This window comes from Catenulispora sp. EB89, assembly GCF_041261445.1.
Taxonomy (GTDB): Bacteria; Actinomycetota; Actinomycetes; order Streptomycetales; family Catenulisporaceae; genus Catenulispora.
In genome coordinates, this window is the sequence record NZ_JBGCCU010000012.1 from 23,124 (window position 1) to 35,069 (window position 11,946).

General features: G+C 70.7%; 8 protein-coding genes. 4 read left to right on the forward strand and 4 right to left on the reverse strand.

Annotation, left to right across the window (positions count from 1 at the left end; translation table 11 throughout):
* Positions 1-113 precede the first annotated feature (113 nt).
* Positions 114-3,131: an AAA family ATPase gene (locus ABH920_RS24880; protein ID WP_370351522.1), complete on the reverse strand. Its 3,018-nt coding sequence runs from the start codon at positions 3,129-3,131 to the stop codon at positions 114-116.
* A gap of 222 nt (positions 3,132-3,353) precedes the next feature.
* Between ABH920_RS24880 and ABH920_RS24885 the strand changes: the two genes are divergently transcribed.
* The 3 genes from ABH920_RS24885 (at position 3,354) to ABH920_RS24895 (ending at position 8,167) form a co-directional block, all read left to right on the forward strand.
* Complete coding sequence (locus ABH920_RS24885) at positions 3,354-6,149, forward strand: tetratricopeptide repeat protein (RefSeq protein ID WP_370351523.1); 2,796 nt, start codon at positions 3,354-3,356, stop codon at positions 6,147-6,149.
* A gap of 186 nt (positions 6,150-6,335) precedes the next feature.
* Complete coding sequence (locus tag ABH920_RS24890) at positions 6,336-7,196, forward strand: SDR family oxidoreductase (RefSeq protein WP_370351524.1); 861 nt, start codon at positions 6,336-6,338, stop codon at positions 7,194-7,196.
* The gene (locus ABH920_RS24895; protein WP_370351525.1) at positions 7,196-8,167 is read left to right on the forward strand and encodes an SMP-30/gluconolactonase/LRE family protein; all 972 of its coding nucleotides are present in this window, start codon (positions 7,196-7,198) and stop codon (positions 8,165-8,167) included. The genes ABH920_RS24890 and ABH920_RS24895 overlap by 1 nt, the downstream gene beginning before the upstream one ends.
* Positions 8,168-8,262: 95 nt before the next feature.
* Here the strand turns inward: ABH920_RS24895 and ABH920_RS24900 are convergent, their stop codons facing one another.
* Together ABH920_RS24900 and ABH920_RS24905 are read right to left on the reverse strand one after the other, a co-directional pair.
* Positions 8,263-9,576: a PQQ-binding-like beta-propeller repeat protein gene (locus ABH920_RS24900; protein ID WP_370351526.1), complete on the reverse strand. Its 1,314-nt coding sequence runs from the start codon at positions 9,574-9,576 to the stop codon at positions 8,263-8,265.
* A 109-nt stretch (positions 9,577-9,685) separates the two neighbouring features.
* Positions 9,686-10,291, reverse strand: coding sequence for a TetR/AcrR family transcriptional regulator (locus ABH920_RS24905; protein WP_370351527.1), 606 nt, complete (start codon positions 10,289-10,291; stop codon positions 9,686-9,688).
* Between the two features lie 152 nt (positions 10,292-10,443).
* Between ABH920_RS24905 and ABH920_RS24910 the strand changes: the two genes are divergently transcribed.
* Positions 10,444-11,388 (forward strand): oxidoreductase, encoded by a 945-nt coding sequence (locus ABH920_RS24910; protein ID WP_370351528.1) that lies wholly within the window; start codon positions 10,444-10,446, stop codon positions 11,386-11,388.
* A 38-nt stretch (positions 11,389-11,426) separates the two neighbouring features.
* On the opposite strand, the gene ABH920_RS24915 is transcribed toward ABH920_RS24910, so the two are convergent.
* Complete coding sequence (locus ABH920_RS24915; RefSeq protein WP_370351529.1) at positions 11,427-11,933, reverse strand: hypothetical protein; 507 nt, start codon at positions 11,931-11,933, stop codon at positions 11,427-11,429.
* Between the last annotated feature and the right edge of the window lie 13 nt (positions 11,934-11,946).

Here is an 11,946-nt window from a genome sequence, read left to right on the forward strand (position 1 = left end):
GGCAGTTCCCTTTCGTGGAAGGGGTGGGGTGGCGTCCCTGGCGAGTATGCGGCGTGAACAAGCGGTGCTCGATTGGGCAGATGCCCTAAAGAAAGGAATCAGGAGAAAGGAATTCAGTCCTGAGCGGCGTTCGCCGCGGCCTGGAAACGTGTCCGCGCCACGATGACGGCCAGCGCGGTGCGCGTCGTCACGCCGTGCTTGCGCATCGCGGAGTTGAGCTGCGCCGCGACGGTCTTCGGGGAGCGCGACAGCGCGACCGCGATCTCCCGGTTCGTCAGCCCGCTGAGCAGCAGCTCGACGACTTCCTGCTCGCGCGGCGAGAGGTCGTTGCCGTAGCCGCGGCGCCCGGCCTTGCGGCGGCCCGGCTTCCTGCCGCCGCGCTCCTGAAGCGTGGTGGCGACCCGAGCAGCGTCCTTCTTCGCACCGAGCACGGCCAGCCCCTGCGCGACCTCGGTCCACTGCGTCAGCGCGGCTTCGCTCTCGCCGGCCTTCAGCAGGCAGGAGGCTTTCTGCTCGCGGGCCAGCAGCGCGTAGTACGGACGCGGCAGCGCCTGCCACGCGACGGCGGCGACCTCCCACGCGGCGGCGGCGTCGGCATGATCCTCGCGGCCCTGGGCGAGCCGGGCACGGCCGGTCTCCAGCGCCGCACGCGTCGACGGAATGGCCCGGTCGCCGAAGCCCCGGGCGAACGCGGCCACCAGATCCTCGGCGTCGCCGAGGCGTTCGGCCGCGATCAGCGCCGCCACCCGCACCGGCACGGTTTCCGTGGCCCACAGCCACATTTCCCGGCCCAGCACCACACCGACGGTATCGTCGGTGAGCGCCAGAGCCTCCTCGACATCGCCGGCGGCCAGGCGGAACCGGGCCAGCGCCGCGGTCGACTCCACCGACATGTCGGCGATGCCGCGCCGGGCGGAGTCCTCGCGGACCGCGCGCACGGCGTCCTCGGCGGCTGGGTCGTCCCCGGTGGCCGCGCCCAGCAGGCCGAGGACCAGCCGGCTGTCGAGCTGCATCACCGGTTCGTCGTCGAGCTGCGTCCAGTGCCGCGCGCGCTCCGCCAGCCCGCTCCACGAGCCGGTGAACCAGTCCAGGTGCGCGATCGTCACCAGCGTCATATCGCGCAGCCGCTGGTGGTGGTGCCGGCGGGAGATGTCGCCGGCGATCGCCAGGCGCCGCCGCGCGTCCTGGTACAGGCCCCACTGCATCGCGGCGTCGCCGGTGTTCATCGAGAGCCGCGCCAGGTCCAACGTGCCCTGGGACGTGGCCTCCGACGCGGCCTGCTCGGTGGGGAAGCCCGCGGCCAGGTCCCAGCCGGCCGGGTCCCCGAGGTCGAGCAGCGCGGTGATCCGGTCGATCAGCAGGATGCGCCGCTCCGCCGCCGGCAGCAGCGACTCCGCGGCGGAGGCGGCCCGGTCGATCCAGCGCCGCTGCTCGGCGGCGGGCAGCGCGCCGACGCTGATCCGGCCGCCGAGGGTGGCCATCGCGCGCGCCACCTCGGACGGGCTGTCCGCCAGGTCCGGGATGGCGCGCTGGATCTGGTCGACGCCGTCCGCGTGCTCGCCGAGGTGGATCAGCATCCGGCCGAGCTGTTCGCGGATGCGGCCCCGGTCGGCCCGCTGGATGCGCTCGTCGTCCAGCACCGATCGCAGGGTGCTGACGAGATCGGCGCGGCGCAGGTAGCCGGTGACCGCGAGCAGCGGGAACTTCTGCGCGATGCGCGCGACGTCGCTCGCGGGCATTCCGCCCTCGGTGAGCAGATCGTGCAGCAAGGAGATCGCGGTCGGATGGTCGCCCGCGGCCCGCGCGAGGTCGGCGGCCTGCTCGGCGTACCGGCACCACTGCGTCATCTCGTTCGCGGCTCGGTAGTGGTAGGCCAGGCGCGCGACGGGTGCTGGGCGTTTGCCCTCCAGTATCGCCGCGGCCCGCCGATGCGCCGCACGGCGATCCGGGCCGGCGGCCCGGTGATAGACGGCGCGCGCGGCCAGGACGTGCCGGAAGGCTATGCGTCCTGCCTCGTCCTCGCTGATCAGGCCGCTGAGGACCGCCTCGCGCAATGCCGGGCCGACCTCGTGCGGGGCCAGGCCGCTGACGTGCGCCAGCACCGGCTCCGGCTCGGCGACCACGAGCACCGCGGCGGCCAGCAGCAGCTGTTGGGCCTCGGCGCCGAGTCGGCCGACGCGGTCGATGACCGCGTCCCGGATCGACGGCGGCACGTCGATCTCGTCGAGGGTGCGCCGGATCCACTCGCCGTCCCGCCGGATCAGGTCGGAGCGGGCGTGCAGGAGGCGTACCGACTCTTCGAGGGCGAGCGGCACGCCTTCGGTGCGCGAGTGCAGCAGCTCGGCGAAGGCCGGGGAGACCAGCTCGTCGTCCAGCATCGAGGAGACCAGCTGCGCGACCTCCGGCGGCTCCAGTCCGCCGAGCGCGATGCGGACGTTCCCAGGGCCGCCCGACGAGCCCGAGACCTGCCGCGCGCCGGCCGACAGCCGCGGTAGCAGCGAGTCGGCGGGAAGATCCTCGGCGCGATAGGTCAGCAGGAGACTGATTCGCTGCGTCGCGCGCGTGACGAGGAAGAGCAGGAAGTCCATGGTGGCCTCGTCGGCCCAGTGCGCGTCTTCGACCACGAGCACGCGCACCCCGAGCCGGTCCAGCAGCTCGGCCAGCGCGCGGATCAGCCGGTGCCGCGCCGCTCCGGGATCTCTCTGCGGTTCGGGGGCGGGCGGCAGTGCTTCGGCCCACTCGGGGAACAGCGGGCGCAGAGTCCCGGCCAATGCGCTGAGCCCGAGCCCGGAGACGTCGGAGCAGCGTTCCCGTGCGGCGTCGACGATCGGTCCGAGAGTGAGCGGCTCGCGGAACGGCGGGCACACGGCGATCAGCGGTTCGGAGTTCTGTGCGGGGCTCGGGTCGGCTGTAGCGATTGAGTGCGCCCGGAGGGCGGTCAGGGCTTCGCGGACCATCCGGCTCTTGCCGATGCCGGCTTCGCCCTCGACGAGGACCAGGGCCGCAGGGGCGGTCAGCGCGCGGACCACACGGGCGAGTTCGGCCTCGCGGCCGACGAAGCGCGGCGTGCCGATCCGGACATCGTGCGAAACGTCGGCCTGCTGGTCATCCTCCGCCGTGCGCCGGTTCACGATGTCAGAGTACCGACGGTCGCGACCTTGATCATAGGCCGGAATCGCGCCGGATCAGTGGCGATCGCCGTCCGCCGGGGTCCGGGCCCGCGACTGGGTGGCAGGTGGCAAGCTCACGTCGTTGAGGTTGGTCGCGCACGGCCTGGCCCGTAGTCTGTCCACTTCTGTACAGCTACTCACGCACTGAAGCGGTATGTGAGATCGTCGGGAGCACATCACCAGATGGCCGTGAACGAGGCACCGGATCCCTTGCAGGCTCGTGACCTGGAGGAGTTCATCACAGCCCTCGGAGAGCTCCGGCAATGGGTCGGCAGCCCGTCCTACCGGACGCTGGCCAAGCGGGTCGGCCCGCTGATGCGGCCGCCGCAGCTCGTCGCGCACACCACGGTTTCCAACGTCTTCCAGCCGCAGCGCCGCCGTCTGGACATCGATCTGGTGACCACCATCGTCCGGGCGCTCGGGGTGGACGAGCCGGACGTGGCGCGCTGGCGGCAGGCGTGCGTCCGCGTGCATGTCGCGGCCAAAGCCGACAACCCGGTCGTGACACTTCGGCAGCTGCCTGCGGACCTCGCCACCTTCACCGGTCGCGAGGCCGAGCTGAAGCGGCTGCTCGGGATCGCCGCCGATACCGGTCACGGGGCGACGACGGTGGCGATCTCCGCGATCGACGGCATGGCCGGGATCGGCAAGACCGCCCTGGCCGTGCACGCCGGCCACGTCCTGGCTGACAGGTTCCCCGACGGGCAGCTGTTCGTGGATCTGCACGCCCACAGCGTCGGCACCGGCCCCCGCGACCCGAACGACGTCCTTGGCGAGCTTCTGCAAGCCCTGGGCCTGGACCCCCGGGCCATCCCGCCGGAGTTGGACGAGCGGGCCAAGGCCTTCCGGAACCGGCTGGCCGACAGCCGCGCCCTGATCGTGTTGGACGACGCCGTCAACGAGCAGCAAGTCCGTCCCCTGATTCCCGCCGCTCCGGGCTGTCTGGTCCTGGTCACCAGCCGCAACCGCCTCAAAGCGCTGGACGAGGCCCACCTGCTGCCGCTGGACGTGCTGGACCCCGCGGACGCGATCGCCCTGCTGTGCCGCCACGTCGGGGCCGGCCGCGTCGCCGCCGACGATCCGGCGGTCGCTCGCATCGCCGAGTTGTGTGGGTACCTGCCGCTGGCGCTTCGCGTCACCGCGGCCAACCTGGCCCATCGCCCCACGTGGACCGCCGAACACCTGGAGGCGCGGCTGCGCGCGGGCCTCGCCGACCTGGCCGCCTTCGACGACGGCGACCGGCAGGTGCGTGCCGCGTTCGACCTTTCCTACGGCAACCTCACCCCGGACCAGCAGGCGATGTTCCGCCACCTCGGACTCATCCCCGGCCCGGATGGCGACGTCCACGCCGCCGCGGCGCTCCTGGACACCGGCCTGAACCAAGCCGACACGCTGCTGCAAAACCTGACCGACCGCAGCCTGCTTATGGAGACCGCCCCCGGGCGCTACCGGCTCCACGACCTGCTGCGTGAGTACGCTCGCGCCCTCGTCGTGATCCACGAACCCGCCGAGCAGCGCACGGCGGCACTGGACCGCCTGCTCCACTACTACGCGTACACCGCGCAAACCGCCTCCACCGCCATCGCACGGTCGCCGCGACCCGCACCCGACGGCCCGGCTCCCGCCCACATCCCGGACCTGACCGACCCCGAGGCCGCCCGGTCCTGGTTGCGCACCGAATACCCGAACCTGGACGACGCCTGGACCCACGCACTCACCCACCACCTCGACAACCACACCATCGCCTTGGCCGCCGGCCTGGCCGAGATCCTGCGCTCCGACGGCTACGGGGCCCGAGCCCTTCACGTCCACCAGGGTGCTGAGACGGCCGCCCGACACGGTCATCCGGACGCCCTCGCCGCCGCCGCGGCCGAACTGGGGCGGGTGCGGTTTCTGGCCGGGGACTACCCGGGGGCGGTAGACGCCCAGACCCGGGCTCTGGAGATCTTTCGGGAGACCGGCAACCGCCTCGGCGAGGCCAACGCCCTGAGCGACCTGGGTCGGGTGCGGGCTTTGACCGGGGACTTCCCGAGTGCGCGGGACGTGCAGACGCGGGCTCTGGGGATCTTCCGGGAGATCGGCAACCGCCTTGGCGAGGCCGATGCCCTGATCGAAGTGGCACGGTTGCGGTACATAGCGGCGGAATCACCGGAGGCGGCGGACTTCGTCACGCAGGCTCTGGGGATCTTCCGGGAGATCGGCAACCGCGTCGGCGAGGCCAACGCCCTGACCGGCCTGGGGCTGGTGCGGCAGGAGACCGGGGACTTCCGGGGAACGGAGGACGCCCACACGCGCGCCCTGGAGATCTACCAGCAGATCGGTGACCGCTTCGGCGTGGCCAACGCGCTGAACAACCTTGGCCGGGTGCGAATCGCGACCGGGGACTACTCGGGGGCGGAGGATGTCCAGATGCGGGCTCTGGAGGCCTTCCGGGAGATCGGCAACCGCTCGGCCGAGGCCAACGTCCTGTACCACCTGGGGCGCGTGCGGCAGGAGGTCGGCGACTGTTCGGGGGCGGAGGACGTTCTGACGCGGGCTCTGGAGATCTTCCGGCAGATCGGCAACCGTCCCGCCGAGGCCACCGCCCTGGTCGAACTGGGGCGGGTCCGGCATCTGACCGGCGACTACCGCGGGGCGGAGACCGCACACACGCAGGCCCTGGAGATCCTCCAGCAGATCGGTGACCGGACCAGCGAGCCCTACGCCCGGAACGCTCACGCGGCCACCGTCGCCGCGCTCGGCGACCGCCCCCGCGCCCTGGCGCTGTACCAGGAGGCCCTGGCCGTCAGCCGTGAGCTGGACAAATCCGACGACGAGGCGGTCGCGCTGGAGGGTATCGCCGACCACCACGTGGCCGTCGGCGACCCTGATCAGGGTATTGCGTTCATGAACCAGGCATTGGAGATCTACCGACGCCTGGGCTTGCCTCCGGATGTCGAACGGGTTCGGACCCGGCTCGCCGCGCTCGGCGAGGCGTAGCTCCGCCGCCGTGACCCCGGGACGGTGTTGCCTCCGTCACGCTCGCGGCGCACGCCGTCGTGCTCACCTGTTTCCTTTCCCCCGGGTGGCTACCTTACCGAAAAGTGGCTCCTTCCCGATGGTTAGCCCGCAGGTCAGCATGGGGGCGTGCCGCGGGAGGCCGCGGCGGAGAAGAGGATCGGGTTCATGTCAGTCGTCGTCACCGGGGCCACCGGACAGCTCGGCCGGCTCGCCGTCGAGGCGCTGTTGCGGCGCGGGGTGCCGGCCGCGCGGATCGTCGCGACCGGGCGGGAGGTCGCCGGGATCAAGGATCTGGCCGATCGCGGGGTGGTGGTGCGCCGGGCGGACTTCGCGGACCCGGACAGCCTCGCGGCGGCCTTCGCCGGAGCTGAGAAGCTGCTGCTGATCTCAGCTTCCGTCCCCGTAGCGGAGCGCCTGGCCAATCACCGGCGGGCCGTGGACGCCGCGCAGGCCGCGGGTGTCTCGCTGGTGGCGTACACGAGCACGACGCGCGCCGACTCGGCCGCCACGATCATCGGCGGCACGCACCGCGAGACCGAGGAGTACCTGCGCGAGCGCGCGATTCCCAGTGTGGTGTTGCGCAACAGCTGGTACCTGGAGAACTACACCTCCCAGCTGCCGGTGGTGCTCCACCACGGCGCCTTCGTCGGGGCCGCGGGCCGGGGCCGGATCAGCGCGGCGTCCCGCGCCGACTACGCCGAGGCCGCGGCGGTCGTGCTGACCACCGAGGGCCACGCCGGCAAGGTGTACGAGCTGGGTGGCGACGAGGCGTTCAGCCTTGCCGAGCTTGCCTCGACGGTCTCCGTCGTGCTCGGCCGGCCGATCACTTATACCGACCTGCCGGCCGAGGAGTTCGCCGAGGTTCTGGTCGGCGCGGGCCTACCCGCCGATCTCGCGCACGTGCTCGCCGACGCCGACCTCGGTCTGGGGCGGGACGAGATGTTCTGCGACTCCGGCGAGCTGAGGCGCCTGATCGGCCGGCCGACGACGTCCCTGGCCGCCGCGATCGCCGAGGCGGTGCGGTGATGACGCGACGGACGACGATCACCCTCGCCGCGACCGCCGTGGTACTGGCCGCTGTCACCGCTCCGGCCGATGCCACGACCGCGGCGCCTCGGAACCATCATCAGGGTGCTTACACGCTCACCATCGACGGCAAGAACGCCTTCCCGGAAAGCATCGCGACCGACGGCGACCACATCTACACCGGCAGCATCGGGGACGGTACGGTCTACCGCGGGCGTCTGGGAGCGAAGACTCTGGAGCCGTTCCTGCCGGCCGGCCAGGACGGTCGCACCGAGGTGACCGGCGTCAAGGTCGCGGGCGACCGGCTGCTGCTCGCCGGGGCCTTCACCGGACGTTTCTTCGTCTACACCAAGACCGGCAAGCTCGTCGCTTCGTATGCCGTCCCCGACACCGGCGAGAAGACACTCGTCAACGACGAGGCCGTCACCCCTGACGGTGACGTCTACATCACTGATTCGCTGCGCGCCGTGGTCTACCGGATCCCGGCAGCCGAAGTCCGAGCCCCGGCCGCCGGGGCGGCGCCGCACCGGACTCTGCAGGTCGCGTACCGGCTGCCGGACTATGTGGCAGGGCAGTCGAACGGCAACGGGATCGTCGCCACGCCGGACGGCAGGTCCCTGATCATCGGGTACTGGTACAGCGGAGCGCTCTATCGGCTCACTCTGGCCGATGGCACGGTCCGTAAGATCGACGCCCCGCCGCTGCCCAGCGATGACGGCATGGTGTTGCGTGGGAACACGCTCTACATCGCGCGTTCTGTGAACAACGAGGTCACTGTGGTGCGGCTGTCGCAGCATGACACGCAGGGTGCGGTTGTGGACGAGCGCACGTATCCGGGAGCTGACACCACCACCGGTATCGCGATCAGCGGGGACCGGTTGCTGGTGACCAACTCGCAGTTGGACGCCTTCCTTTACGGCAATCCGCTCAGGAGCCCGGTGTTCACCGTCGAGAACCTGCCGCTGTGGTGATTCGGCGAGTGCTGATTCGGTGAGTGCTGATTCGCTAAGCACTGATTCGGCTGACGGCCTCCAGAACCGCGGTTGAGTTCCGGAGGCCGACGGCGTCATGCCTTGGGGGGAGTGGCCAGTACCGGCCCGCGCTTGGCCTTCACGTCCGCGAGCCACTTGGTCGCACCGGTCGCGGCGTCCAGGCAGGCGATCGCGTACTTCTCGGTGTCGCGGTTGAGGCGGTAGGCGACGTTCATGAAGGCCTCGCCGCCGGCGGTCACGACGGTGGAGTCCTGGAGGAGGTAGTCGGTCCGTTCCCAGAGCTTGGCGCCGGTGGCGGCGTTGAACCCGGCCGGGTTGAGGTAGAAGCTGCCGTAGTTTCCGGCCATGGACGTCGCGCTGACGAAGCCCTCCTCGTAGCCGAGCAGTACCGAGCCGGAGACCGCGGGGGAGGCCGAGGGCGCGGTCACCACTCGTTCGGTGAGGACCGCGACCGACCAGCGTTCCCGGCCGTCGGCCAGGTTGAGGCCGCACATCTGGGCGCCGCGCTGGCAGTAGACCTGGTCGCCGGAGACGACGGGACGGCTGAAGGCCCCGCCGGAAGCGGTCCACTGCAACCGGCCGCTGCCGCGCTCCAGCGATACGAGGTACTGGCTGCCGACGGTCACCAGGAGCCTGTCGCCGGCGATCACCGGGGTACCGCAGTCTCCTGAGGCGGACCAGCTCCACAACTTCGTGCCGTCGCCGGCTTTGATCGCCACCACGAAGTGATTGGGGAGGCTGAGGTAGACGACGCCGTCGGTGCCGACCGGACTGGCCTGCATCGCGTTGCCGTTGTAGTCGTAGTTCCAGCTCCGGGGCCGCAGGGTCGTGGCGTCAAGCACGTTGACCTTGTTGTCCCAGTTCGCCACGAACAGCTGACCGTCGAGGTAGAGCGGCACCGTGGTGACCAGGTTCTCCGTCCGGTCTGGCAGCGCCTGCCGCACCAACCGGCGGCCCCGGGCGTCGACGGAGTTCAGGTAGCCGCTGTCATCGAGGAGGTAGACGGCGGACGGTCCGACACAGACCGCGACGAGGTCGCTGTATTCGGTGAGCGGGTACGTCCACAGCACCTTGCCGCTCCCGGCGTCCACCGCGACCGCGGCGTTCTGGATACCGGTGTAAATGACCTGCCCGGCGGCCGAGCCGGCGTTCGCCGGATCGCGTCCCGAGACGGGACCGACGCCGGAGCCGCCAGAGCTACCGGAGCCGCCTGCGCTACCGCCGGAGCCACCAGTTCCGCCGGTTCCGCCACTGGAACCACCGCTGGTTCCGCCGCCCGAACTGGAACCGTTGCCGGTCAGCTGGCCGGAATCGCCACAGCCCGCCACCGTGAGCAGCGAAGCCGCCGAACCGGCGGCCACTGCGGCCAGGAATATACGGCGTTCCATGGGCTTTCCCCCGCGTCCATGCGATGCCTTGCCAAGTGAATGACTGTGAGGGCGACGGCGCCCGACGCCTTCTCCCCTCACCCAGCGTGCCCGGCCTTTCCCGGCCAGGTCAAGTGCGGGGGCGGGGCATCCGCATGCCCTCGCAGACGATCCGGATCATCCGCTCCCGGGCCGGCTCGTCGGCGTCCGATCTGGCCAGGCAGCCGGCCATGAGGGCTTTGACGTCTCCGACCTCGATGTCGGCGTGCACCGAGCCGGCGCGCTGAGCCGCGGCCAACAGTTCCCTGAGCGTTCCCCCGAAGTCCAGGCCGGATCGCAGAGCGGCGGCCTCCATGTCGTAGCCGACTCCACTGAGCGCCTGGGCCAGCCCGAGGTTCAGTGCGCCCTCGCGTACCCACACGGCGAAGAACTCGAAGAACGCCGGGCCGGGTTCCAGGTTCGCGGCGAGTTCGCGGCCCTGCGCCAGGAGCCGTTCGACCCGTTCGAGCACGATCGCCTCGAACAGCGCCTCCTTGGTCGGGAAGTGCCGGGAGACGGTGCCGGTGCCGACCCCCGCGCGCCGGGCGATCTCGTGCACGGGGACTGCCAGACCGGCCTCGGCGAAGGCGGCGATCGCCGCGTCGAGTACCAGAGCCCGGTTACGCCTGCCGTCCGCGCGCATTGCTTTCGGCGTGTCCGGCTGTACGGCGCCGGTTGTCTCCCCTGTCTCCACCACGACGTACCTCCTCGGCATCGACAAACGGGACGGCCATCCCGTATATTTCAAGCGGGACGCACGTCCCGCTTACTCCAGCACATCACCGAGGCCTGCGCAAACATCCAGGCGGCTCGGCGTTCTCCCACGACCCGGAAGCGGAGTGGAGCACCATGCCCAGGACGAAGAATGCCTCGACCGGCGACGGCAGGTGGACGGCGGACCGCATCGGGGACCAGAGCGGGCGCGTCGCGGTGGTCACCGGCGCGAACACCGGTGTCGGCTTCGAGGTGGCCACGGCGCTGGCGCGCGGCGGCGCCACCGTAGTGCTGGCCTGCCGCGACCTCGACCGGGCCAAGCACGCGGCGGGTCGTATAACCGCCGAAACGCCGGGAGCGCAGGTCCGCATCCAAGAACTCGACCTCGCCTCCCTCGGCTCGGTCCGCCGGGCCGCCGCGCTGCTGAAGGAGGACTTCCCGCGCATCGACCTGCTCGTCGACAACGCCGGAGTCATGTGGATCCCGCGCCAGGTCACCGAGGACGGCTTCGAACGGCACCTGGCCGTCAACCACCTCGGCCACTTCGCCCTCACCGGCCTGATCCTGCCCGCACTGACCGCGACACCCGGTTCGCGCATCGTCGTCCTCAGCAGCCCCGCCCACCGAAGAGGCGCGATCGACTTCGAGGACCTGCACTCCACCCGCGGCTACCGGCCCATGAAGGCCTACGCGCAGTCGAAGCTGGCGAACCTGCTGTTCGCCTACGAACTCCACAGACGCCTCCAGTCGGCCGGCGCCCCGACCATCGCTCTGGCCGCGCACCCAGGCGGCGCCCGCAGCGAACTCAACCGCACGATGCCCCGCGCATTCCGCGGCGCGTCCTGGGGACTCGCCCGACCCATCACCCACAGCGCGGACCGCGGCGCCCTGGCGATCCTGCGCGCCGCCGTCGACCCCGAAGCACGCGGCGGCCAGTACTACGGGCCGACCGGCCGCTTCGAGTTCAAGGGCGACCCGGGGGTCGTCACGTCGACGCCGTTGTCCCACGACAGCGAACTTCAGCGTCGTCTGTGGGAGCGTTCCGAGGAACTGACGGGAGTCACCTACCGGATGAGTTGAGTCGAGATCACGGGGCTGACGGCCTACACCTGTCGCTGTCAGAGGATGCTCTTGATGAGCAGCAGGTTGTGATCCTCCGGGGTCCACCGCCACTCGGTTCCGACGACGGTGCCCTTCTCGGCCAACTGGCGCCGGTACTCGGTGACCATCTGGGGTACCGAGCGCACGATCAACGAGAAGTAGTCGGGGGCGGCCAGCATCGCTTCCAACAGGTGCGTCTGGTGCAGGATCAGCGACCATCCGGCCTCGGCGTCATGGAAGTACACCGGGAAGAAGCTGTTGTCGCGGGTGAACGAGTTCGCCGCCTCCAGCGCCGCGACGCGGTCGTGGTTGATGTCCTTGACGATCCCGCCGGAGACCATGAGCCTGTTCTCCTGCCCCGTCATGATCGACAGCAAGGCGTACTCGGTCTCGCCGAAGCCGATGACCATTCCGACCCCCATGACGAAGTCGGGGACTTCCAGGTATTTGAGCCCCAGGCCGTCGCAGAGCACCTTGATCCGGTTGAGCTGCTGGGCCGCCGACGCGTTCATGGCGTTCACCATTGTGGTGTCCTCC